This window comes from Micromonospora parva, from assembly GCF_000718515.1.
GTDB lineage: Bacteria > Actinomycetota > Actinomycetes > Mycobacteriales > Micromonosporaceae > Micromonospora > Micromonospora parva.
In genome coordinates, this window is the sequence record NZ_JNZS01000001.1 from 211,371 (window position 1) to 234,961 (window position 23,591).

Consider the following 23,591-nt stretch of genomic DNA (forward strand, 5'->3'; position numbering starts at 1 on the left):
CACGAGCCAGGACAACCGCCAGACCGAGGAGGCGCGATGAGCTTCACCGAGAAGGCAAAGAACAAGGTTGAGCAGATAGCCGGCGCCGCGAGGGAGCGCGTCGGCGATATGACCGACAACGAGCGGATGCGTGGCGAGGGCGCCAGCCAGCAGAGCGACGCGCGCGCCAAGCAGGCCGGTCAGAACGTCAAGGACGCGGGTCGCAACGTGAAGGACTCGTTCACGAAGTGACCTGAGCGGTTCGCGGGTCCCCGGGCGGCGATGCGCCCGGGGACCCGTCGTGCTGTGGGCATTCACGACGACACCGCAGGGGCAGTGAACGGCTTTCGCGTTTGCGATGATCTGCGGCGTGATCCGATCTGGGCTTCGCCCGTTAACTGGCGTACTGGTCGTGGCGGCCATTCTTGGCGGTGCCGGGTGTGAAGCGTCCCGGGTGCCTCCCTCGGGCCAGCCGGTCTTCGTCGGCTCGTCCGCGTCGTCGAACCCATCCGCGCCGTCGGTCGCTGCCTCTTCGGTGGGGCCGTCCGCAGGTGCCGACCCGGCTGTTCCGTCGGCCGGTGTCCCGTCGCCGTCGGCGGTTGCCTCGGTGCCGGGCGCGACGCCGACCGGCACCAGGGCGCCGGTGGTGAACAACGGGCCGCGGACCGGTAACAAGGTCGCGTTGACCTTCGACGCGGACATGACCGACGCCATGCTTGCCAGTCTGCGGGCCGGTCGGGTGAAGTCGTACGCCAACCTGCACATCCTCGACCTGCTGGAACGGGAGCAGGTGCCGGCGACGTTCTTCCTCACCGGAAAGTGGGTGCGGCGCTATCCGGACGTGACCCGGCGGATCGCCGACAACCCGCGCTTCGAACTGGCCAACCACACCTACGGGCACGCGGCGTTCACCACTGACTGCTACGACCTGCCCGCACTGCCGGTCGACGAACTGGCCCGGGACGTGGCGAAGACCTTCGAGGTGATCAAGCCGTACGGGGGTCGGCAGACCCGCTACTTCCGCTTTCCGGGGCTCTGCCACGACGCGGCGGCGTTGGAGGCGTTGGCGCCGTTGGGTGTGACGGTTGTCGACGGGGACGTGGTCAGCGGTGATCCGTTCGCGACCGCGTGGAAGCCGTTGGTGCGCGCGGTGCTGGACCACGTCCGCCCCGGATCCGTGGTGATCATGCATGTGACCGAGGCGAACGCGGCGATGACCGACGAGGCGTTGCCGCACATCCTGGCCGGGTTGCGCAAGCGAGGGCTGGTGCCGGCGCCGTTGTCCGAGGTACTGGGTGAGGCCTGACCGGTGCGCTGACGTCGATTTAGGCGCGCAGGGTGTCGGTCACGAGCATGAGCACCACGACGCCGGTGACGGCGACGAGTTGGGCGGGGGCGGCCAGGGCAGGGCCGACGGCGGTGGTTGCCAGCGCCGCTAGCGCGGTGGTGGGTCGGCTGAGGGGGAGGGGGAGTCGCAGGGCGCGGCGGGTGGCGGTGATGCCGATCAGGTAGAGCGCGACGCCACCACTGAGGGCGAGGGCGGCACCGGGGGTAGCTGGCTCATCGGGATGGGCGACGGCGGCGTGCAGGCCACTGACGGTGGCGATGACCCCGATCAGCAACAGGAAGTGGGGGAGGACGTAGGCGCGGGCTGCCAGCCGGGTGCGAGTGGCCGGTGCGGCGGCGGCGAGGGCAGCTTCGGCGGGTCGCGTGTCGGTGAAGTACGTCCACCACAGGGCGACGGGTAGGGCGAGGGCGAGCACGATCGCGGCGGCCTTTCCGGCGGTGAGATCTTCGGTCGGTACGCCCATGCCGATGGCGACGACGGATTCGCCGAGGGCGACGATGACGAGCAGGCCGTGTCGCTCGACGAAGTGCGCCGGTCGCAGGTGGAAGGCTGCGGGAGCGCCGGTCCAGGAGAGGCGGGGGAGCAGGTAGGGCAGGACGGACTGGGTGAAGACGGCGGCGGCCCAGAGTGCGGGCACGGCGGGGCCGGTGAACGCGGCGGCGGCCAGGACGAGGAGCGCGGCGGCGATGTTGTAGGGAGCGAGTCGGAGTGCGCCGCTGCGGGCGTCGGAGTGAAGGAACAGGATGAGGTGGACGGCGACGACGACGAGGTAGCCGACGGCGAAGAGAGCGCCGGTGTGGGTGAGGGCGTCGGGTAGTGCGACGGCGGTGAGCAGGAAGCCGGCCATGCCGGTGAAGAGCATCAGCCTGGTGGCGTTCCGTCGGGGTGGCAGGTGGTTGTTGAGCCAGGCGTAGCCGGTGTAGAGGTACCAGAGCAGGCCGAAGATCAGGGCGCTGCTTCCGAATCCAGCCCAGTTGCTGTGGGTTTCGAGGGCGCTGGCAAGTTGGGTGACGGTGAGCACGAACACGACGTCGAAAAAGACTTCGTCGAGCGTGACCCCGTCGGCCGTGCCCGTTTCGGGCGCTGTCCTCGGGTGTCCCATGGTGGTGGACGCTAGCCGCAGGCGGTGCACGGCATTCGCGGGTTGGTGATTCTCCTGGGGAGTGCCTGTGGACTGTCACGGTTGGGGGCGCACCGGACATGGAGTGGGTGTGAGCCCCGGGACAGAGCAGGACGAGGACCGATTCCGGCGGGCGTACGCCGAGGATTTCGAGTCGCTGTTGGCGTACGCGTTGCGGCGGGTCGCGCATCCGGAGGACGCGGCGGACGTGGTCGCGGAGACCTTCCTGGTGGCGTGGCGTCGCCGGCAGGACATTCCGGTTGCCGGTGCGGCCCGGCTGTGGCTGTACGGGGTCGCGCGGCGGGTGCTGGCGAATCATCACCGTGGGGGTGTTCGCCGGCAGCGCCTCGGTGAGCGGTTACGCCAGCAGATTGCCGCGTCGGTGACCGATCCGGGCAGTGAGGTGCCGGAGCGGCTTGCCGTTCGGGCGGCCCTGTCGGGTCTGGCCGAGATGGACCGGGAGGTGCTGATGCTGACGGTGTGGGAGGGGCTGCAGCCGCATGAGGTGGCCGCGGTGCTGGGCGTGTCCGCCGCGGCGGTCCGGACCCGGTTGTCGCGGGCGCGGGTGAGGTTGCGGGCGTTGGTCGGCGACGATCCGGGGCCGCCCGGACATGTACTCGACGTACTGACCGCATCCACCCGCAAGGAGGACTGATGAGCACGGAGGAGCGTGCCGACCAGCTGGTTCGGGATGCCGACCCGGGTGGGCTCGGGATGTTGGGGGACCTCGGTGGGGTGAAGCAGACCCTTCTGGAGGACATCGTGTCCGAGTCGTTGGTTCGGCGTACCGTCGGGTCGGCGCCGCGGCGGTTGTGGGTGCGTCGCTTCGCGGGCGTCATGACGGCGGCGGCCGTGCTCGTGAGCATCGTGCCGGCGTCCATGGTGTTGCGGGGGCAGGGCGAGGACGACGCGGTCTCGCCGCTCGTCAGCGCGGGTGCGCGAGCCGGGGCCGTTTTTCCGCCGTCGGCGGTGGAGGCGGCGGAGAGGAGCCCGCGGTTACTGGTCGACCAGACCGGTTGGACGGTGGCGGCGCTGTCCGAGTTCTCCCAGGACTATGGCACTGTCAGGTTTCGCCGGGGTGCGCGGGAACTGGAGATGAACTGGTATCCGGCGTCCGTGTACGCGGACCGGTATGCCAATCAGCGCGAGACGGGGCCGGGAAGGTCGGTGCGGGTGGACGATTGGCCGGCTGATGTGTTTCAGAGCCTCAGCGGTGATTTCACGGTGCTGTTGCGTCCCCGCGACGACCTGGTCGTGGAGATCAAGTCCTCCGAGAACTGGTCGCGGAAGGACCTGGACCGGGTTCTCGCGGCCATCGTTCGGGTGGATGCGCGGACGTGGTTGGCGGTGCTTCCGGCGGAGATGGTCGTGCCGGTGCGGGAGCGGGCGGCGAAGGTGCTCGCCGACGTGCCGTTGCCGCCGGGGTTCGATATGGCCGCGCTGGAGGAGATCGGGGTCAGCGACTCGTACCAGTTCAGCGTGGGGGTGACGTCCCGGGTGGGTTGCGGGTGGATTGAGCAGTGGCGGCGGGCGACAGCGGGCGGGGATGAGGAGGCGGCACGGCAGGCCGCTGAGGCGCTGCGGGGGAGTCACGGCTGGCGGGTGCTGCGGGACATGGATCAGGCCGGTGACTGGCCGGAGGTGTTCTGGAGGTACGCCGACGAGGTCGCGGCGGGGACGTCGCCGACAGGGTACGTCGAGGCCCTGGGCTGCCGGTGACGGGAACGGCGACACCCCCGGGCAGTCTGCTCGGGGGTGTCGCCGTTGGTGGGTCAGTCGTCGCGGTGGTCGTTCCACCACTGCTGGCCGCCCTCGGGGAGGGTGTCGATCGGGTCGTAGTAGGCGTAGCGCTTGTTGAGCGCCTCCAGGTCGGCGGACTCGATGGAGGTGCGGTAGTTCTTGGTCCAGTAGGAGATGCCGCGCTCGCGGTCGTAGTCGGTGAGCATGTGCACCCAGCGCTTGCCGACGAACGGGACGTCGCAGACGATCCGGGGGGTCGCGTAGCCGGGGAGGTAGCCCATGATGTCGTGCTGGAGCTGCTGGGCGTGCCAGACCGGGACCCGCCAGTGTTCGGCGTTGGGGATCATGTCGCACATGTAGAAGTAGTACGGCAGGATCCCGGCTTCGCCTTGCAGGGCGAAGCAGAGGTCGAGCAGTTCCGGGGTGGTGGCGTTGACGCCGCGCATGAGGACGCCCTGGTTGCGGACGTCGCGGACGCCGACGTCGAGGGCGGTCTGGGCGGCCTTGGCGACCAGTGGGGTGAGCGACTGGGCGTGGTTGACGTGGGTGTGGATGGCGAGGTTGACGCCGCGGCGGGCGGCGGTGCGGGCGACGCGCTCCAGGCCTTCGACGACGTCGGGTTGCAGCCAGTGCTGGGGGAGGCCCATGAGGGCTTTGGTGGCGAGCCGGATGTCGCGGACCGTCTCCAGTTCCAGCAGGCGCATGAGGTACGACTCGAGGTTGCGCCAGGGGACGTTGGCCACGTCGCCGCCGGAGACGACCACGTCGCGGACGCCGGGGTGAGCCTTGAGGTAGGCGATGTGGGCGTCGTAGCGGTCGACGGGCTTGAGGGTGAGCTTGAGTTTGTCGACGGCGGGGGTGGAGTTGCCGACGAGGTCCATCCGGGTGCAGTGCCCGCAGTACTGGGGGCAGGTGGAGAGCAGCTCGGCGAGGACCTTGGTGGGGTAGCGGTGGGTGAGCCCTTCGGCGACCCACATGTCGTGTTCGTGGAGGCTGTCGCGGCTGGCGTAGGGGTGTGAGGGCCAGTCGGTGCGGCGGTCGGAGGCGACCGGGATCATGTAGCGGCGGATGGGGTCGGCGAGCAGTGCCTCGGTGGTGGGGGTCGCGAACGGCACCATCGTGTTGATCATCTGGGGTGGCACCAGCATGGACATGGTGGCCAGGGCCTTCTGGTCGGCCTCGAGGTCGGCGTAGAAGGTCTCGTCGATCAGGTCGCCGAAGACGGTGCGGAGCTGCTTGATGTTCTTGACGCAGTTGACGCGCTGCCACTGGGCGGATTCCCACTGGTCGCGGGTGATGTGGCGCCAGCCGGGGAAGCGGGTCCAGTCCGGTTCGACCAGGGGGCGGCGGTGGTATTCGTAGGGCTGCCCGGCGGTCGGTGCGGCGACCGGGGCGTGACGGGGGTGCGGGATGGTGTGGGTCACGGCCCCTCCTCGGTGGTGCGGCTGATCATCGAAGCCCGAAGGCTACTGGAAAATATTCGGTACAGAAACTAGTCTGCCGTAAGTTTTCCCGTTACGCGAGCCTTGACCGGGGCTTCGGGCGGCTGGACAGGGGGAGGTCGGCGTGACGTCACCGGTGGGACTGCACCGCGTCGTGCAACCGGCGGGGGTGCTGCCGCAGGCGGCTTGGCGGCTGGACACGTCGGCGGTGATCGCGCCGAACGAGGTACGGATCCGGGTGCAGCGGCTCAACCTGGACGCGGCGAGCTTCCGGCAGTTGTCGGAGAAGCACGGCGGTGACGGTGACGCGGTCCGCGCCGAGGTACTGGAGATCATTTCGACCCGGGGGAAGATGCAGAACCCGGTGACCGGGTCGGGTGGGATGTTGATCGGCACTGTCGAGGAGGCCGGTCGGCGCTCCCCGTTGGGGCTCAGGGCGGGCCAGCGGGTCGCCACCCTGGTGTCGTTGACGTTGACGCCGTTGGTGATCACCGACGGGTTGGCCCGTTGGGACGGGCGCAGCGAGCAGGTGCCGTGCGACGGGTGGGCGATCCTGTTCGCGCGGTCCATCGCCGCGGTGCTGCCCGAGGACGAGGACCCGCAGTTGTCCCTGGCCGTGCTGGACGTGTGCGGGGCGCCCGCGCTGACCGCCCGGGTGGTGTCGCGCTACGTCGAGGACCGGCGGCGCGCCGGTGACCCGTCGCCGGTGCGGGTCGCGGTGATCGGTGGAGCGGGCAAGAGCGGGTCGCTGTCGCTGGCTGCGGCACGGCGCGCGGGCGCCGCCCGTACCGTCGGGGTGGTGCCGGTGGCGGCGGAGCGCGACGCGCTGACGGCCGCCGGTCTGGCGTCGGTGGTGGCGTTGGCAGACGCCCGCGACCCGGTGGGGTTGTCCACGGCGGTGACCACCGCGCTGGGTGCCCCGGCGGACGTGACGGTGGTCTGCGTGGACGTGCCGGGGTGTGAGCACGGGGCGGTGTTGGCCACCGCGGACGGCGGCACGGTGATTTTCTTCTCGATGGCGACGAGCTTCTCCGCTGCGGCGTTGGGTGCGGAGGGGTTGGCGGCGGACGTGACGATGCTGGTCGGCAACGGGTACGTGCCGGGGCACGCGGAGCTGGCGTTGGGGTTGTTGCGGGCCGAGCCGGGGGTGCGTCAGCTGTTCGCGGCGCGGGTCGCGGCAGACTGAGGTCATGACGAACCCCTCGACGTTGTATCGCGGCGGCGTGCTGCACTGCCCCGCCGACCCGAGTGCGACCGCGCTGCTGGTGTCCGGTGGGCGGATCGCCTGGTTGGGCACCGATGGTGACGCGCCGTCGGCCGACCGGGTGGTGGACCTGGGTGGGGCGCTGGTGACGCCGGCGTTCGTGGACGCGCACGTGCACGCCACCGACACCGGGTTGGCGTTGTCCGGGCTGGAGTTGTCGCGGGTGCGCTCGGCCGGGCAGCTGCTCGACGCGGTGGCCGGGTTCGCGGCGGGTCTGCCGGCGGACGCGGTGGTGCTGGGGCACGGCTGGGACGAGTCGGGTTGGTCGGATCCGACGTTGCCGGACGCGGCGGCGTTGGACCGGGCGGCCGGTGGCCGGCGGGTGTACCTGTCGCAGGCGTCGATCCATTCGGCGTTGGTGTCCTCGGCGATGCTGGCGGCGTGTCCGCAGGCGGCGACCGAGGCCGGGTACGACGCGTCGGGGTGGTTGCGGCGCGACGCGCACCATGTGGTGCGGGCGGCCGCGCAGGGGTCGGTGAGTCGGGCGCAGCGGGTCGCGGCGCAGCGGGTGGCGTTGGCGCACGCGGCGTCGTTGGGCATCGCGGCGGTGCACGAGTGCGGTGGTCCGGAGATCTCCGACGAGGAGGACTTCACCGGTCTGCTGGGCATCTCCGGGGCGGGGTTGCCGGAGGTGTACGGGTACTGGGGTGAGCTGGGTGGCGCGGCGCGGGCCCGGGAGTTGGGTGCGGTGGGCGCCGGTGGGGACCTGTTCGCCGACGGGGCGTTGGGGTCGCGGACGGCGCACGTGTCGCAGCCGTACGGCGACGGTGACGGGTGCGGGCACGGGTACCTGACGGCCGAGCAGGTCCGCGATCACCTGCTGGACTGTGCGGCGCACGGCCTGCAGGGCGGGTTCCACGCCATCGGTGACGCGGCGATCGGCACGGTCCTGGACGGGTTCGCGGCGGCGGCGCGGACGGTGGGGGTGGAGCGATTGCGGGCGGCCCGGCACCGCATCGAGCACGCGGAGATCATGAACAAGCGGTTGATCGCGCGGTTCGTGGAGTACGGGGTGGTGGCGAGCATGCAGCCGGCGTTCGACCGGTTGTGGGGTGGCGCGGGTCGGATGTACGAGGCGCGGTTGGGGTTGGACCGGTCGTTGGAGTCGAACCCGATGGGTGCGATGCACTCGGTGGGGGTGGCGTTGGCGTTCGGGTCGGATTCGCCGGTGACGCCGCTGGACCCGTGGGGGTCGGTGCGGGCGGCGGCGGCGCACCACAACCCGGCGCAGCGGATGGGGGTGCGCTCGGCGTTCGCGGCGCACACCCGGGGTGGGTGGCGGGCGGTGCACCTGGACGTCGAGGGGGTTCTGGCGTTGGGTGCGCCGGCGACGTTCGCGGTGTGGTCGACACCGGCGGGGGTGCAGCGGGGTCTGCCGGTGTTGCTGGCCGAGGACCCGGAGCAGTGGGGTCCGGACGACCCGACGCCGCTGCCGGTGTGTCGGCGTCTGGTGCTGCGCGGTGAGGTCATCTACGAGGAAGGGTCGTCGTGAGCGAGCAGATGAGCGGTGTGGCGTGACCGGCAAGCTTGATCTTGATCCGGTGTTGGTGGCGCGGGCGCGGGAGTTGGCGCGTCGGGCCGGGCAGCCGGTGGTGGACCTGGCTCGCAGCCACACCACCGTGTCGGTGGAGCGGGCGGTGCTGCGGTTGGCCGGGGTGAGCGGCGCCGACCCGGACGGCATTCCGTGGGTGAACCGGCTCGTCGACGCGGTCGCCGCGGACGTCGGGTTGGGTCACGGGGTGGCGGTGCCGGTGTTCGACGCCCTGGCCCGTGAGGGCGGCACCGATGTGACGTTGCTGGCGCAGAAGGCCGCGGCCGGGTCGGTGCGGTTCACCCAGCCGACCGGGCGGGCCGCGACGGCGGCCCGGTCGGCGGCGCGCAGGGCGGTCGGGGCGGGCATCCGGCGCATCGACCGGCGGCGCGCCGAACGGGACCGGCTCATCAAGCGGCACGGGGACCCGAAGCAGCGGCCGTGGATCTACCTGATCGTGGCGACCGGGGACATCTACGAGGACATTCCGCAGGCGCAGGCGGCGGCGCGGGCCGGCGCGGACGTGATCGCGGTGATCCGTTCGACGGGGCAGTCGCTGCTGGACTACGTGCCCGAGGGCGCGACCCGGGAGGGTTTCGCCGGCACGTACGCCACGCAGGAGAACTTCCGGTTGATGCGCGCGGCGTTGGACGAGTCGTCGAAGGAGTTGGGACGCTACGTGCGGTTGACCAACTACGCGTCGGGGTTGTGCATGCCGGAGATGGCGACCCTGGCCGGGTTGGAACGCCTCGACATGATGTTGAACGATTCGATGTACGGGATCCTGTTCCGCGACATCAACCCGGTGCGTACGTTCGTCGACCAGCGGTTCTCCCGGCAGGTGCACGCCCGCGCCGGGATCATCATCAACACCGGTGAGGACAACTACCTGACCACCGCCGACGCCGTCGACGAGGCGCACACGGTGACGGTGTCGCAGCTGCTCAACGAGTTCTTCGCGCACGAGGCGGGGTTGGCGGACTGGCAGTTGGGTCTGGGCCACGCGTTCGAGATCAACCCGGAGGTGCCGGAGTCGTTCCGGCTGGAGTTGGCGCACGCCCTGCTGGCCCGGGAGTTGTTCCCGGACGCGCCGCTGAAGTGGATGCCGCCGACGAAACACATGACCGGTGACGTGTTCCGGGGCAACCTGCTCGACGGGTTCTTCAACCTGGCCGGTGCGCTGACCGGTCAGGGGATCCTGCTGGTGGGGATGATGACCGAGGCGGTGGTGACACCGTGGTTGTCGGATCGGGACATCGCCCTGCAGAACGTGCGCTACGTGCTGGGCGCGGCCGGTGGGCTGCACGAGGACTTCGTGCCGGCGCCGGGCGGGTTCATCCGCCGCCGCGCCAACCAGGTCCTCGGTGAGGCGCTGGACCTGTTGGAACGCATCGGGGAGCAGACGTTGCTGACGGCGATCGCCGAGGGCACCTTCGGGATCATGAAGCGGCCCGCGGACCGGGGCAAGGGCCTCGACGGGGTCGCCGCGCACGAGGCCGACTACTGCAACCCGGCCACCGACATCCTGGAGGCGGCGGCGTGAGCGAGCGTAGCGAGCGAACCGGCCAGCACAGCAGTCCCGCGCTCACGCCGCCGGCGCGAAGCGGCGGCGGCGTGAGCAAGCAGATCGTGCGCCCGTACGGGGACACCACCGGTGACGGGATGGTGCAGGTGTCGTTCACCTTGCCGGTGGCGCATGACAAGCGGGCCGAGGGCGCGGCGGTGCAGTTGGCCAACAAGATGGGCATCGACCCGGCGATGGTGGTGCACGCCAAACCGATGGGTGACGGGTTCACCTTCTTCGTCGTCTACGGGCGGGTGAACCACCTGGTCGACCTCGACGCCGTGCAGGTGGTGGAGCGTGATTTCGCGTTGCTGTCGGCGAAGGACGTCAACACGGTGATCAAGCAGCGGTTGCGGCGCAAGCTGTCGGTGGTCGGGGCGTGCATCGGCACCGACGCGCACACGGTGGGCATCGACGCGATCCTCAACGTCAAGGGCATCGCGGGGGAGAAGGGCCTGGAGTACTACCGGGAGTTGAAGGTCACCAACATGGGTGCGCAGGTCAGCGTGCCGGAGTTGGTGGAGACCGCCCGGGCGGAGAAGGCCGACGCGGTGTTGGTGTCGCAGGTGGTCACCCAACGCGACGCGCACCTGCACAACACCCGGGAGATGTCGGCGGCGTTCCGGGAGGCGATGCCGGCGGGGCGGCGGCCGCTGCTGATCGTCGGTGGTCCCCGCTTCGACGAGACGATGACCGACGAGTTGGGCGTGGACCGGATCTTCGGTCGGGGCACCACGCCCGGCGAGGTGGCCAGCTACCTGGTGCACGCTCTGATCACGCAACGGAAGGCGATGGCATGACCGACGCACGGCTCGGGTTGACGGTGACGCACCGGCGGTATGTGCCGTACTCGCACGCCCACTACGGCGGGAACCTGGTCGACGGGGCGTACGCGCTCGGGTTGTTCGGTGACGTCGCCACCGAGGTGTGCATCCGCACCGACGGTGACGAGGGGCTGTTCGCCGGGTACGCCGACGTGCGCTTCCACGCGCCCATCCACGCCGGGGACGTGGTGCAGGTGACCGCGCAGGTGTCGCGGGTGGGCACCCGCAGCCGCACCCTGGAGTTGAGCTGCGCGGTGGTGTGCCGGGGTCGCCCGGACCGTTCCGCGTCCGCCGCGGAGGTCCTCGACCCGCCGATCGTGGCGGTCACCGCGACCGGCACCGTGGTCGTCCCCGCCGCAGTCGGTCGCGAGGAATGAGCCAGGGTCGCGAGCCCCGCGGTCGCGGACCGGGAGAGCCCGCGACACTGGCGGTCTGCGCCGACGTCGGTTCCACGTACACGAAGGTGGCAGTGGTGGACCTGGCCGCCGGTGTCCTCGCCGGTGCGGCGTCGGCGCCGACCACTGTCGGCACCGACGTGCTGCACGGCCTGGACGCCGCGGTGGCGGCGGCCACCGCCGGGCTGCGGGTGGGTGACGTGCCGTGGTACGTGTGTTCGTCGGCCGGGGGTGGGTTGCGGCTGGCCGTGATCGGCTATGAGCCGTTGGTCACCGCGCAGGCCGGGCGGCGGGTCGGGTTGTCCGCGGGCGCGCACGTGGTGCACGTCGCGGCGGGTCGGCTCGGCGCGGCCGACCTGACGGCGTTGCGGGCGGCCCGACCCGATGTGGTGCTGCTCGTCGGCGGCACCGACGGCGGTGACGCCGACACGATCACCCACAACGCGACCCGGCTGGCCCGGGCCCGGTGGCGCCGGCCCGTGGTGTACGCGGGCAACGCCGACGTGCGCGAGCAGCTGACCGGGTTGCTGGGCGACGCCGGGGTGCCGGTCACCGCCGCCGACAACGTCCTGCCGCGCATCGGGGTGCTCGCCCCGGATTCGGCGCGCTCGGCGATCCGCGCGGTGTTCCTGCGTCACGTCATCGGTGGTAAACGACTGTCCAGGGGCACCCGGTTCGCGCGGCTGGTGCGGGCGGCCACCCCCGACACGGTGCTCACCGGTGTGGAGGTGCTCGCCGACACCCTCGGTGGTGATCTCGCCGTCGTCGACGTGGGTGGGGCCACCACCGACGTGTACTCGGTGCTCACGCCCGACGAGCGGGCCACCGGGCCGGGCCGGGAGGTCGCCGGCAGTCTGTGGCGGGCCCGCACCGTGGAGGGCGATCTGGGGATGCGGTGGAGCGCCCCCGGGGTGGTGCGCGCCGCCGTCGAGGAGCGGCTGCTCGCCGGGGACGAGTCCGACGACCTGGCGGCCGCCGCGGCGCGTCGGGCGGGCGACCCGGCGTTACTGGCCGTCGACGACGTCGAGCGGGCCGTGGACCGGCGCATCGCCACCCTCGCCGCGACGGTGGCGCTGCGCCGGCACGCCCGGGGCGCGGCCACCGGTGAGCGGGCCGGGCGGGACCTGCGCGACGTGCGGCTGCTGGTGGGCTCCGGTGGGGTGTTGCGGCACGCCCCGGCGGACATGTCCGGGCAGGTGCTGTCGGCGGTCCTGGCCGATCACGCCGGCGGGTGGGCGCTGCCGCGCGCCGCCGCGGCGGTCGTCGACGCGGACTACGTGCTGGCCGCCGGAGGGCTGCTCGCCGAGGAACACCCGGCGGCCGCGAGGGCGCTGCTGCGTCACCATCTGCGTACGCAGTGAGACTCGCCGACCGACACGCCGTGTCGCAACACACGACAGGCCGGGTGCGGGTTGACAACCGACGGGGGTCGGCACGTACCGTCTTTGAGTCCTACCACGGGAAGCGGCTGTTGTTCGCTTCGTCCCTTCGTCCGCTGGCCGAGCGACATGTTTCAGCGTCATCGTCGCGGCGGCCAGGTCCAGCGGGCGGGGGTCGGCGGGGCGGCGCGAACCGGCCGCGGTTACCGGTGTACGGGCAGGGTGAGGTGCACGGCCAGTAGACAACGGCCCGGCGGGGGCAGCCAGTCCACGTCCGGTCGGTCCGAAGGTCGTCGTGCCCCATCCTCGCCACACCGGCCGGGAAGGGCCTGGGAGCATCGGGGCGCGGCGTCAGCCGCGCCCCGATTTCATCCCCCCACCCTCACGCCACGCCACTCCCACTTGCGGCGATCTTGCGGTTTCGGTCGTCGACGTGGGCGGGAATGCCCCTTGTGTCGGCACGGAAAGCGCAAGATCGGCGAGCGGGGGTCCCGGCCGGCGGGACCATCAGGCGGGTAGCCTTCGCCGGGTGATCGAGGTGAAGCTGCGGTGACGATGCTGGACCAGGATGAAACCCGCACCCCCCGGGTGACCGGCGCGCCGGTCGTCGCGGGTCGGCCGCTGCCGCTACGGGTCGCTGTGCCCCTGGCCGTGGCCGCCGGGCTGGCCCTGCTGGTGGCGTTCCCCCCGTACGGGGTGTGGCCGCTCGCGCCCGTCGGGGTGGCGTTGCTGGCCGCCGCCGTACACCGGCGGCGGATGCGCGCCGGCACCGGCCTGGGCTTCCTGACCGGTGTGGCGTTGTTCGCCCCGCTGCTGGCCTGGACGAACCTGCACACCGGTTACCTGCCGTGGGTGCTGCTGTCGTTGCTGCAGGCCGGCTACCTGGCGCTGCTGGGCGCCGCTACCGCCTGGGTGTCGCCGCTGGCCGACCGGGGCCGCTGGGCGTGGCCGGCGCTGACCGGGCTGCTCTGGGTGGGCCAGGAGGCGCTGCGCGACCGCACCCCGTTCGGCGGGTTCCCCTGGGGGCGGCTCGCGTTCAGCCAGGACGAGTCGCCGCTGCTGCGCCTGGCCGCGCTCGGCGGCGCGCCGGTGGTCACCTTCGCCGTCGCCCTCGTCGGCGGCCTGCTGGTCACCGCCGGCTGGCGCACCGTCAGCACCCTGCGCCGCACCACCCCCAACGGCACCGGCCCGAGCACCCACACGGCCGACACCGCGGACACCGCGGACACCGACAGCGATCAGCTCGACGGCCCCGCCGACACCAACCCCACCACCGCCGCGCCGTCCGGCGGCGGTTCGGCGCGGCGGTGGACGCCGGTCGTCGTCCCCGCGGTCGTGGCCGTCGCGCTGACCGCCGGTGCCCTGCTCGTGCCGGTCGCCTCCGCCGGGTCCGGCGCCACCGTCACCGTGGCGATCGTGCAGGGCAACGTGCCGCGGCTGGGCCTGGACTTCAACGCCCAACGGCAGGCGGTGCTCAACAACCACGTCGACGCCACCATCGAGCTGGCCGGGCGGGTCGCCGCCGGGCAGCAGCCGCGCCCCGACGTGGTGGTGTGGCCGGAGAACTCCAGCGACATCGACCCGCTGCGCAACCCCACCGCCGGTGCCCGGATCTCCCAGGCCGCCGACACCATCGGCGCGCCGATCCTGGTCGGCGCGGTGCTACTGGGCCCCGACGTCGGGCAGGTCCGCAACGCCGGCATCCTGTGGCGCCCCGGCACCGGCGCCGACATGGAGCAGCTGTACACCAAACGCCACCCGGTGCCGTTCGCCGAGTACGTGCCGCTGCGGGACGTGGCCCGGATGGTCAGCAAGCAGGTCGACCTGATCCGCAACGACTTCGTGCCCGGAAGCACCCCGGGCGTGGTACGCGCCGGCCCCGCCGTGCTCGGTGACGTGATCTGCTTCGAGGTCGCCTACGACGAGGTGGTCCGGGACACCGTCACCGGCGGCGCGCAACTGCTGGTGGTGCAGACCAACAACGCCACGTTCAACGTGGCGGAGGCCCGCCAGCAGTTGGCCATGGTGCGGTTGCGGGCGGTGGAGCACGGCCGGCCGGCGTTGATGGCCTCCACTGTCGGTGTGTCCGGGTTCGTCGCACCCGACGGGCGGGTAAGCGATGCCACCGGGTTCAACACCCGGGAGGTCGTGGTGCGGCAGGTGCGCCTCGACGACGGACGCACCCTCGCCACCCGCCTCGGTTGGTGGCCGGAGGTGACGCTCGCCGCGCTGGCCGCGGCGGCCCTGGTCGGCGCGGCGGTGCTGCGCCGACGGCGGGTCATGCCCGGATAGCAACAGCCGGTACGCCGGCGGGAGCGGAGGAACCGTGATCCAGGCGACCGATACGATCCGACGCCCGGACGAGGTGCCCGGGGTGGGCCGGGTGCTGGTGGTGATCCCCACCTACAACGAGGCCGACAACATCGCCGCGATCGTGGGCCGGGTCCGGCGCGCCGCCCCGGCGGTGCAGGTCCTCATCGCCGACGACAACAGCCCCGACGGCACCGGCGCGATCGCCGACGCCCTCGCCGACGGTGACGCGCACGTGCAGGTGCTGCACCGCCAGGGCAAGCAGGGCCTCGGCGCGGCGTACCTGGCCGGGTTCGGGTGGGCGCGCGAGCGCGGCTACCAGGCGGTCGTGGAGATGGACGCCGACGGCTCGCACGCCCCGGAGGACCTGCCGGCGTTGCTGGACGCCGCCCGCGACGCGGACGTGGTGATCGGCTCCCGGTGGACCAGTGGCGCGCGGGTGCTCAACTGGCCGCTGCGGCGGCTGCTGCTGTCGCGCTGCGGCAACCTGTACGCGCGGCTGGCGCTGGGCATGCCCGTCTCGGACGCCACCGGTGGCTACCGGGTGTACCGGACCAGCGCGTTGGACGCGATCGACCTGGAGTCGGTGACCTCGCAGGGCTACTCGTTCCAGGTGGAGCTGTCGCGGCTGGCGCACCGGGCCGGGGTGCGGATCGTGGAGGTGCCGATCACGTTCGCCGAGCGGGAACGCGGCGACAGCAAGATGAGCCCGAAGATCGTGGCGGAGGCGCTGTGGCGGATCACCGCCTGGGGGGTGCGGGACCGACGCCAGTCGGTACGCCGCGGCCTGCACGGCACCGCCACCGGTCAGGCCCGGTGGCCGTGAGCGCGGTCGTGTCATGCTGGATGAGCGGACCACGTCCGTGGTGTCCGCAGGAATGGCGATGAGGTGAGATGCGCCGAGGACTGAGGTTCGTACCGTTGGCCCTGTTGCTGGCGGTGGTGCTGGAGCTGGCGGTGTTCGTCGGCGTGGGACGGGCGCTGGGGTTCGGCGCGGCGGTGTTGCTGGTGTTCGCCGCGTCCCTGCTGGGTCTGGTGCTGCTGCGCCGCGAGGGGATGCGCGCCTGGCGGGGGTTCCGTTCCGCAGCGGCGGCCGGGCAGCCCCCCGGCGGGCAGGTGACCGACGGCCTGGTGGGGTTGGCGGGCGCGTTGTTGCTGGCGGTGCCCGGCCTGGTCAGCGGGCTGGTCGGGGTGTTGCTGCTGGTGCCGCCGGTGCGTCGGCTGGCCCGCGCCGGGGTGCGCCGCGCCACCGAGCGGCGGGTGTCGTCGATGGTCGCCGGTGACCTGTTCGGGCCGCGCACGGTGCGGGTGCGCCAGGGTGCGCCGCAACCGACCCCGCAACCGGAACAGCCGGTGGTGGTCGACGGCGGTCGGGCCATCGAGGGTGAGATCGTCGAGCCCGGTCGGCACTGACACCGCCCATCAGACACGGCGACGCCCCCGGGGGTTTCCCCGGGGGCGTCGCCGTTGTGTGTCGTGCGGCTCAGGCGCGGCCGCGGCGGGTCCGAACCTCCTGCAGGCGCTCCTCCAGGATGTCCTCCAGCTCGGCGATCGAGCGCCGCTCCAGAAGCATGTCCCAGTGGGTACGCGGCGGCTTGGCCTTCTTCTGCTCCGGCTCGCTGCCGTCGACGAGTCGGGCGACGCTGCCGTCGAACTTGCATTCCCAGGTCGTCGGGACCTCGGCGTCGACGGCGAACGGCACCTCGAACTGGTGGCCCTTGGCGCAGAGGTACTCGCGGGTCTGACGCGGCGCGAGCTCCGTGTTGCGGTCGGATTCATAGCTCACCGCGCCAAGGCGGCTTCCGCGCAGCATACGCTCGCCCATGATCGACTTCCCCTCGTTCGTGGTGCTGGTCTTCTGGGTGTAACGGTGCGTCCCCGCCGCGCCATTCCCGCCCGAGGGCGTGAGGCGTCCACGGGTGGGCCGGGACCAAGGGTAGCCGGCCGGGACGGTCACCCGGTGAGGCGATCCCCAGGCGAGTCGCGACAACGGTGCGTGTGCGCGGCCACCGGGGAGGTTAACCGCGCAAGCTTACCGAAGGTTGCGCCACGATGCTCAAGTCGTGTCGCCGGGAGTGCCGGCACCGAGCCGGGCCAACGCCAACGCCAGGTCACTGACCTGGTCGCCGAGCTGCGCCACCCGCCGCTGGGCCAGATCCCGGTCGGCCTCGGCGGCGTCGAGCCGTACCGTCAGGGCGGTGCGGTGCCCCTCGGCGGTCGCCGCGGCCTGCCGGGCCACGCTCAGCTCGGCGGTGAGCGTGTCGCGGTGGGCGGCCACGGCGGTCAGCTCCGCGCGCAGCCGCGCGGCCAGCTCCGCGGCCTCCTGCCGGGCCTCGTCGGCCTGCCGGGCGGCGACCTCGGCGCGGTCGCGGGCCCGGTCGGCCTGCTCACGCGCCCGGGCCGCGTCGGCGGCCTCCGCCCGGGTACGCGCCGCGTCGGCGCGGGACTGCTCGATCTGACGCCGGACGTCCTGCACCTCGGCCTGCCACCGCCCGGCCCGCTCGGTCGCGTCGGCGGCGGCCCGGGTGGCCCGCTCAGCCTCGGCGCGCACCGCGTCGCGTTCCACGACGAGATCGGCGACCCGCTGCCGCTCGGCGTCGCGTTGCGCGCGCAGGTCCCGCACCTCCGCGCGGGCCTGGTCGCGGTCGCGTTCGGCCTGCACACGCAGCGCCTCGGCGGCGCTGGCCGCGTGGCGCGCCTGGTCCCGGGCGTCCTCGGCGTGTTGTGCCCGCTCGTCGGCGGCGGTGGCCTGCCGGTGCGCCAGCTCGGCGCGCTGACGGGCGGCGTCGGCGTCGGCGCGGGCGTCGCGGGCCTGCTCGCGGGCGCGCGTCGCGTCGGCCGCCGCGGCCTCGGCGTCGTCGCGGGCCTCGTCACGTTCGGCCTGCGCCGCCGCGATCTCGGTGGCGGCCTCCGCGCGGGCCTGGGCGAGCTGCCGCTGCACACCCACCGGGGACAACTCGGCGTGCAGCGACTCGGTCAACGTCTCGACGATCTGGTCGAGCCGGTCCACCGCCTCCCAGGTGCGGGCCACCTGCCCCGGCAGGCCGGGGGCGTTGCGGTGCCGCATCCGGCTGTTGCGGGAGGCGCGCTGGCAGGCGCCGTCGTTGTCGCGGCAGTAGCGAAACGGTCGACCCGCGCCGACACGCTGCGGCACCGGCGCTCCACAGTGGGCGCAGGGACGGGTCTCGGTGGTGGCGGGCTGGGCGTCCATCGAGGGCGAAGTCTAGTGCCGGCCGCTCAGGTCGTCGTCCGGGCCGTCGCGTCCAGGGTGTAGCGGCGTTGCAGCAGCAGCGCCGCGAGCATCGCCACCGCCGGCAGCAACCCGAAGCCGTAGCGGACCGCCGCGAGCGCGGCGTCCGGCTGCACCGGCGACTCACCGGCCGTCGAGGCCACGAAACCACCCACGGCCAGGCACAACGCGTACGCGTACGGGCCCAGCGCCGCGCCGGTGGCCTCGGTTGCCGTCCACACCCCGGTGTAGGTGCCGGCCCCGGTGCCGCCGGTGTCGGAGCTGGCGGCGCGGATCACGTCGGGCAGCATCGAGAACGGCAACAGTTGCATGCCGGCGAACGCCACCCCGAGCACCGCCACCGCGGCGATCAGCACCGGCAGGCCGGCCGGTCGGCCCACCGCCAGCACCAGCGAGCCGACGGCGAACGCGCCCTGCGCGCCGAGCAGCGCCCGCTGCTTGCCGACGCGTCGCGCCACCACCAGCCAGAGCGGGGTGACCAGCAGCGCCGGCGCCACGAACGCGGCCACCAGCACCGTGGTCAGGCCGGGCGCGCGCAGCTCGTACTCGGCGTAGTAGGGCACGCCGGCGAGCACCAGGTGGGTGGTGGTGGACATCGCCAGGTACGCGGCGACCAGCCACCGGAACTGCGCATCGCGCAGCGCGACGCGCAGCGCCCGCCACCCGCCGTGCCCGGCCGGGGTCCGATCCGCCGCGGAGCCGCGCAGGCGGGCGATGCCGGCGACACCGACCAGCATGGCCACCAGCATCCCCACCGCGAGGATCACGCCCATGCGTTGGTAGCCGCCCCGGGTCGCGGCGTCGCCGCCGGTGAGCAGGGGGGCCAGCAGCCCGGAGACCAGGATGCCCAGGGTCAGCACGACCATCCGGAAGGCCATCAGCCGGGTGCGTTCGTGGTAGCCGATCCGCAGGTCGGCGGGGGTGGCCAGGTAGGGGACCTGGTAGGCGGCGAAGAGCAGGTTGCCGGCGATGAAGAACACCGCCACCCACGCGGCGGCCGGTGCTCCGGTCAGGCCGCCGGGCACGGCGAAGAGCGCGGCGAACGCGATCGGCAGGGCGCAGCCGAGCAGCAGCAGGCGACGCCGGTCGCCGCGGCGGGTCTGTTCCACGTCGGCGCGGTGCCCCACCCACGGGTGCAGCAGCACGTCGGCGATCTTCGGCAGCAGCAGCGTCAGGCCGGCCAGCCACGGGCCGACGGCCAGCACGTCGGTGAGGAAGTACAGCAGCAGCAGGCCGGGCACCGTCACCCAGACACCCATGCCGAGGGAGCCGGCGGCGAAGCCCGCCAGTGGGCCGCGGGGCAGTGTCGCGTCGGTGGCGGCCGCCGGCCGCCGGTCCAGCCCGGTCATCGCCGCATCCTCTCCGCAATCCAACGGTTGCTGGATTCTAGGGGCAGAATGGCGTCATGACCATGCCCCGCCGCCGCCCGGGTCGGCCCCGCCGCGACGAGACCCGGCCGACCCGCGAGGTGGTGCTCACCGCGGCGACGGCGCTCTTCGCCGAGCGGGGTTTCGACGCCGTCGGGTTGCGGGAGGTCGCCGCCGCCGCCGGGGTCGACGTCGCCACCGTCGCGCACCACACGGGCACGAAGGCGGCCCTCTACGACGCGTGCTTCGCCCGGGTGTTCGCCGCCGAGCAGGAGGTGCTGACCGCGGCCGCCGAGCAGGCCCGCGCGGCTGTCGACGCCGGTCCGGACGCGGCGCGGCGGGCCCTGCACGAACTAGTCGACGTCTTCGTCGACTTCCTGGAGGACCGCCCCGAGACGACCGCGCTGTGGCTGCGGCGCTGGTTGGAGCCACAGCGGCACGGCGAGCTCGACAAGCGTTACTCCGAGCCGTTGTACCGGCTGGTCGGGCAGCTGCTCACCGCCGCCGCGGCGGCGGGCGCCCTGGATGAGCCGACTCCCCACATCACCGTGCGGAGCCTGGTGTGGGCCACCCACGGGCACGTGGTGGCGTTGGCCGCTGGCGCGCCCGGCGCCCGGGAACGGCGCGAGTTCCGGACGTTCGTGCACCGGATGCTCGACGGGCTGTACGGGCCGCCGGCCCCTTGACGGGTCGCCGTCGCCCGACGATTATCCATCGGACGTTGGATTTAGTGGGGGCGGGGCGATGGGCGCAGCACAGCGGGTGGCGGTGATCGGCGCCGGTGCCGCCGGGCTCGCCGCGGTCAAGGCACTACGGGACGCCGACGTGCCGACGGTCGGCTTCGAGGCCGCCGAGCAGGTCGGCGGCCTCTGGGTGTACGGGGCACCCGACTCACCCGCGTACCGCACGCTGCACCTCAACACCAGCCGCGGTCGTACCCAGTTCGCCGACCACCCGATGCCCACCGACTGGCCGGACTACCCCGACCACCGGCGCGTCGCCGGATACCTCGCCGACTACGCCGCCCGCTTCGGGCTGGCCGACACCATCCGGCTTCGGCACACCGTCGAGCGGGTCACCCGCAACCCCACCGGCACCTGGACGGTGGCCGCCACCGGCCCGACCGGCCCGGTCGAGGTCACCGTCGACGCCGTTGTCGTCGCCAACGGGCACAACCGGGTGCCCCGGCTGCCGGATCCCGGCTACCCCGGCGCCTGCACCGCCGAGCAGATGCACAGCCACGACTACCGGGGCCCGGAGCAGCTGGCCGGCAGGCGGGTCCTGGTCGTCGGCGGCGGGAACTCCGCGATGGACATCGCCGTGGACGCGTCGTACGCGGCGGCCCGCACCCTGCTGTCGTTGCGCCGGGGCGTCTGGGTGGTGCCGAAGTACCTGCTGGGTCGCCCCTCGGACACCCTCAACGGGGCGTTGGCCCGCCGACTGCCGTGGCGGCTGCGTCAACGCGTCAGCCAGACGATGCTGAGCGCCACCGTCGGCAACCCGGCCCGCTACGGGCTGCCCGCGCCGACGCACGGCTTCCTCCAGGACCACCCGACGCTCTCCGACGGGTTGCTGTCGCGGCTGACCCACGGCGACGTCGAGGCCCGCCCCGGCGTCGCCGCCCTCGACGGCGACCGGGTGGAGTTCACCGACGGCCGCAGCGACACCGTCGACCTGATCATCTGGTGCACCGGCTACCGGGTGGACGTGCCGTTCCTCGACCCGGCGCTGCTCGCCGGCGGCGCCGACACCCTGCCGTTGTACCGGCACGTGTTCCACCCCGACGCCCCCGGACTGAGCTTCGTCGGGTTGATGCAGTCCACCGGTTCCGCGTTCCCGCTGGTCGAGGCGCAGGCCAAGCTGATCGCGGCGCACCTCGCCGGCCGGTACGCGCTGCCGGACCCGGACCGGCAGCGCGCCGTGTGCCGGGCCGAACTACGGGCCGCTACCGCCCGGTGGGGTCAGCGCCGCCCGGCGATGCGGGTGGACTTCGACGTCTACCTGGCCGAGCTGGCCCGGGAGCTGACCGCCGGGGCCCGCCGCGCCCGCTCCGGCGCGCCGTCCTCGGTGCGGGCACCCCGGTGAGCGGCCGATCGCTGGCCGGCCGGCGGGTGCTGGTCACCGGGGCGAGCGGGACGTTCGGCCGCCACCTCGGCGCGGCGCTGAGCGCGGCCGACGCCCGGGTGGTGGGGCTCGACCTGCACGCCCGCCCCGACGACGACGTGCCGGTGCTCGGCTGCGACCTGACCGACCCGGACGCCGTACCGGCGGCGGTGCGGGCCGCCGTCGACCGGCTCGGCGGGCTTGACCTGCTGATCAACAACGCCGGGGTCGGTGGTCCCGCGCCGGCCGAGTTGCCTCCCGACGAGGTGGTCCGCCGGCAACTGGAGGTCAACCTGCTGGCCGCCTGGCGCACCACCGCCGCCGCGCTGCCCGCACTGCTCACCACCCGCGGACGGGTGATCTTCGTGGCCAGCCGGATGGCGGTGCTGCCGCTGCCGCTCGCCGCCGCGTACGGGGTGAGCAAACGGGCACTGGTCGCCTACGCCGACGCGCTGCGCCACGAGGTGGGCACCCACGTCGGGGTGAGCGTCGTCTACCCGAGCATGGTCGCCTCACCGATTCACGACAGCACCGCCGAGGCCGGGCTGTCCCTGCGGGGGGTGTCCCGCCCCGAGCCCGTCGAAGGGGTGGTCGCGGCGATCCTGCGGACCGCCACCGCCCGGCGGGCGCCCCGGGATGTGGCGACCACCGCCCGTGGTCGGCTGGAGATGGCCGTCGGCCGGCACGCGCCCGCGCTGGCCGACCGGCTGGTGCGTCGTACCCTCGCCGCCCGGCTCGCCGCCGGTGACCTGGACGCCGCGCCGCTGGCCGCCGGGATGGTCGACCGGCACCGCGGGGCCGCCCGGAGGTCGCCGGAAACCGGCGACAGGTAGCCGAGGCGGGCAGCGGTTCGCGCGTGACAGTGCCGGCGCGATCAGAAATGATCCACCAGGTCGTCAGCTCTGTTGGCCACTCGCACCGCTGGAAGGATGCTGACATGACCGACGCCACCCGGTTGGACGCCGACGAGACCGATCTTCTCGCGGCGGTCCGCGCGGGAGATCCCGCGCGGTTCGCGCTCCTGACCGAACGCCACCGGCGTGAGCTGCACGTGCACTGCTACCGGATGCTCGCGAACTACGAGGACGCCCAGGACATGACGCAGGAGACGTTCCTGCGCGCCTGGCACAAGCGGGAGTCCTTCCGGGGCCACGCGGCAGTACGGACCTGGCTGTACCGGATCGCGACGAACGCCTGCCTCGACTTCCTGAAGAAGCCCACCAACCGGGCACCCGCACCGTCCGCGCTGCCGGACGCCGACTCCGAGGTGATGTACCTGCAGCCGTACCCCGACCAGATGCTCCCCGAGGACCCGCAGGAATCGGTGGTGGCGCGGGAGACGATCGAGCTGGCGTTCATCGTCGCCGTGCAGCACCTACCACCGCGCCAGCGGGCGGTGTTCATCCTGCGCGACGTGCTCGGCTGGCCGGCGTCGACGGCCGCCGACGCCCTGGAGCTGACCGTCGCGTCGGTGACCAGCGCACTGCAGCGGGCCCGCGTGACGATGCGCGAGCAGCTGCCCGACCGCCGCCTCGACTGGCGCAGCCCCGCCACCCACGAGCTGTCGAGCGACGAGCGCGGCGCGGTGAGGTCGTACATCCGCGCGCATGAGCGCAACGACCTCGACGGGCTGATGTCCCTGCTGCGCGACGACCTGCGCTTCGCGATGCTGCCCGACCCGGGCACCGTGACCACGACGGCCGGGGACGCGGTGGACGGCTGGATCTCCGGTGGGCTCTTCCAGCGCGGGCACGACGACTGGCGCGGTATCACCACGACGGTCAACCGCATGCCAGCCGCCGCGCTCTACCTCCGCGCCCCCGGCGACTCGCAGTACCGGCTGTTCGCCATCGCCGTCCTGCACATCGTCGACGGGAAGATCGCCGAACTCACCGGCTTCGACGCCACCGACAAGCCGTGGCTGGACCTGGCACCGACACTGTGATCACAGATCCACGCACGGGCCGGGGCAGGT

General features: G+C 72.8%; 22 protein-coding genes. 17 read left to right on the forward strand and 5 right to left on the reverse strand.

Annotation, left to right across the window (positions count from 1 at the left end; genetic code table 11):
• Window positions 1-36 precede the first annotated feature (36 nt).
• On the forward strand, window positions 37-231 hold the full coding sequence (locus tag IF22_RS0100930; protein ID WP_030327589.1) for a CsbD family protein: 195 nt from the start codon (window positions 37-39) through the stop codon (window positions 229-231).
• Between the two features lie 355 nt (window positions 232-586).
• Window positions 587-1,285, forward strand: coding sequence for a polysaccharide deacetylase family protein (locus tag IF22_RS0100935; RefSeq protein ID WP_245233476.1), 699 nt, complete (start codon window positions 587-589; stop codon window positions 1,283-1,285).
• Between the two features lie 19 nt (window positions 1,286-1,304).
• Here the strand turns inward: IF22_RS0100935 and IF22_RS0100940 are convergent, their stop codons facing one another.
• Window positions 1,305-2,429: a low temperature requirement protein A gene (locus IF22_RS0100940; RefSeq protein WP_081883634.1), complete on the reverse strand. Its 1,125-nt coding sequence runs from the start codon at window positions 2,427-2,429 to the stop codon at window positions 1,305-1,307.
• A 109-nt stretch (window positions 2,430-2,538) separates the two neighbouring features.
• Here IF22_RS0100940 and IF22_RS0100945 point away from each other — a divergent pair, with 109 nt between their 5' ends.
• Window positions 2,539-3,102: an RNA polymerase sigma factor gene (locus IF22_RS0100945; RefSeq protein WP_036410537.1), complete on the forward strand. Its 564-nt coding sequence runs from the start codon at window positions 2,539-2,541 to the stop codon at window positions 3,100-3,102.
• A complete protein-coding gene (locus IF22_RS0100950; protein WP_030327595.1) occupies window positions 3,102-4,166 on the forward strand; it encodes a hypothetical protein in 1,065 nt (354 codons plus the stop codon). Before IF22_RS0100945 ends, IF22_RS0100950 begins: the two co-directional genes overlap by 1 nt.
• A 53-nt stretch (window positions 4,167-4,219) precedes the next feature.
• Here the strand turns inward: IF22_RS0100950 and IF22_RS0100955 are convergent, their stop codons facing one another.
• Window positions 4,220-5,611 carry a KamA family radical SAM protein gene (locus IF22_RS0100955; RefSeq protein WP_051708079.1) on the reverse strand — a complete coding sequence of 464 codons (1,392 nt, stop codon included), beginning with the start codon at window positions 5,609-5,611 and terminating at the stop codon, window positions 4,220-4,222.
• 142 nt (window positions 5,612-5,753) lie between these two features.
• Between IF22_RS0100955 and kdd the strand changes: the two genes are divergently transcribed.
• The 9 genes from kdd (at window position 5,754) to IF22_RS0101000 (ending at window position 16,309) form a co-directional block, all read left to right on the forward strand.
• Window positions 5,754-6,815 carry an L-erythro-3,5-diaminohexanoate dehydrogenase gene (gene kdd, locus IF22_RS0100960; protein WP_036410461.1) on the forward strand — a complete coding sequence of 354 codons (1,062 nt, stop codon included), beginning with the start codon at window positions 5,754-5,756 and terminating at the stop codon, window positions 6,813-6,815.
• 4 nt (window positions 6,816-6,819) lie between these two features.
• The gene (locus IF22_RS0100965) at window positions 6,820-8,385 is read left to right on the forward strand and encodes an amidohydrolase (RefSeq protein ID WP_030327598.1); all 1,566 of its coding nucleotides are present in this window, start codon (window positions 6,820-6,822) and stop codon (window positions 8,383-8,385) included.
• 22 nt (window positions 8,386-8,407) lie between these two features.
• Complete coding sequence (kamD, locus tag IF22_RS0100970; RefSeq protein ID WP_030327599.1) at window positions 8,408-9,967, forward strand: lysine 5,6-aminomutase subunit alpha; 1,560 nt, start codon at window positions 8,408-8,410, stop codon at window positions 9,965-9,967.
• Between the two features lie 71 nt (window positions 9,968-10,038).
• The gene (kamE, locus tag IF22_RS0100975; protein WP_030327600.1) at window positions 10,039-10,788 is read left to right on the forward strand and encodes a lysine 5,6-aminomutase subunit beta; all 750 of its coding nucleotides are present in this window, start codon (window positions 10,039-10,041) and stop codon (window positions 10,786-10,788) included.
• A complete protein-coding gene (gene kal / locus IF22_RS0100980; RefSeq protein WP_030327602.1) occupies window positions 10,785-11,189 on the forward strand; it encodes a 3-aminobutyryl-CoA ammonia lyase in 405 nt (134 codons plus the stop codon). The genes kamE and kal overlap by 4 nt, the downstream gene beginning before the upstream one ends.
• Complete coding sequence (locus IF22_RS0100985) at window positions 11,186-12,568, forward strand: glutamate mutase L (protein WP_051708080.1); 1,383 nt, start codon at window positions 11,186-11,188, stop codon at window positions 12,566-12,568. The genes kal and IF22_RS0100985 overlap by 4 nt, the downstream gene beginning before the upstream one ends.
• A gap of 573 nt (window positions 12,569-13,141) precedes the next feature.
• The gene (lnt, locus tag IF22_RS32750) at window positions 13,142-14,878 is read left to right on the forward strand and encodes an apolipoprotein N-acyltransferase (protein ID WP_051708104.1); all 1,737 of its coding nucleotides are present in this window, start codon (window positions 13,142-13,144) and stop codon (window positions 14,876-14,878) included.
• Between the two features lie 34 nt (window positions 14,879-14,912).
• Complete coding sequence (locus tag IF22_RS0100995; protein ID WP_081883635.1) at window positions 14,913-15,722, forward strand: polyprenol monophosphomannose synthase; 810 nt, start codon at window positions 14,913-14,915, stop codon at window positions 15,720-15,722.
• Between the two features lie 68 nt (window positions 15,723-15,790).
• On the forward strand, window positions 15,791-16,309 hold the full coding sequence (locus IF22_RS0101000; protein WP_030327607.1) for an FxsA family protein: 519 nt from the start codon (window positions 15,791-15,793) through the stop codon (window positions 16,307-16,309).
• Between the two features lie 70 nt (window positions 16,310-16,379).
• On the opposite strand, the gene IF22_RS0101005 is transcribed toward IF22_RS0101000, so the two are convergent.
• The 3 genes from IF22_RS0101005 to IF22_RS0101015 form a co-directional block, all read right to left on the reverse strand.
• Window positions 16,380-16,721: an RNA polymerase-binding protein RbpA gene (locus IF22_RS0101005; RefSeq protein ID WP_030327608.1), complete on the reverse strand. Its 342-nt coding sequence runs from the start codon at window positions 16,719-16,721 to the stop codon at window positions 16,380-16,382.
• Window positions 16,722-16,952: 231 nt separating this feature from the next.
• Window positions 16,953-18,107, reverse strand: a complete 1,155-nt coding sequence (locus IF22_RS0101010; protein ID WP_030327609.1) for a coiled-coil domain-containing protein — start codon at window positions 18,105-18,107, stop codon at window positions 16,953-16,955.
• Window positions 18,108-18,133: 26 nt separating this feature from the next.
• Window positions 18,134-19,495 (reverse strand): MFS transporter, encoded by a 1,362-nt coding sequence (locus tag IF22_RS0101015; protein ID WP_030327610.1) that lies wholly within the window; start codon window positions 19,493-19,495, stop codon window positions 18,134-18,136.
• Between the two features lie 56 nt (window positions 19,496-19,551).
• Between IF22_RS0101015 and IF22_RS0101020 the strand changes: the two genes are divergently transcribed.
• The 4 genes from IF22_RS0101020 (at window position 19,552) to IF22_RS0101035 (ending at window position 23,561) form a co-directional block, all read left to right on the forward strand.
• Window positions 19,552-20,199 (forward strand): TetR/AcrR family transcriptional regulator, encoded by a 648-nt coding sequence (locus IF22_RS0101020; protein WP_030327611.1) that lies wholly within the window; start codon window positions 19,552-19,554, stop codon window positions 20,197-20,199.
• Window positions 20,200-20,257: 58 nt separating this feature from the next.
• Window positions 20,258-21,598 carry a flavin-containing monooxygenase gene (locus tag IF22_RS0101025; RefSeq protein WP_030327612.1) on the forward strand — a complete coding sequence of 447 codons (1,341 nt, stop codon included), beginning with the start codon at window positions 20,258-20,260 and terminating at the stop codon, window positions 21,596-21,598.
• Complete coding sequence (locus tag IF22_RS36105; protein WP_051708081.1) at window positions 21,595-22,449, forward strand: SDR family NAD(P)-dependent oxidoreductase; 855 nt, start codon at window positions 21,595-21,597, stop codon at window positions 22,447-22,449. Before IF22_RS0101025 ends, IF22_RS36105 begins: the two co-directional genes overlap by 4 nt.
• A 104-nt stretch (window positions 22,450-22,553) precedes the next feature.
• The gene (locus tag IF22_RS0101035; RefSeq protein ID WP_030327614.1) at window positions 22,554-23,561 is read left to right on the forward strand and encodes an RNA polymerase subunit sigma-70; all 1,008 of its coding nucleotides are present in this window, start codon (window positions 22,554-22,556) and stop codon (window positions 23,559-23,561) included.
• Window positions 23,562-23,591: the final 30 nt, after the last annotated feature.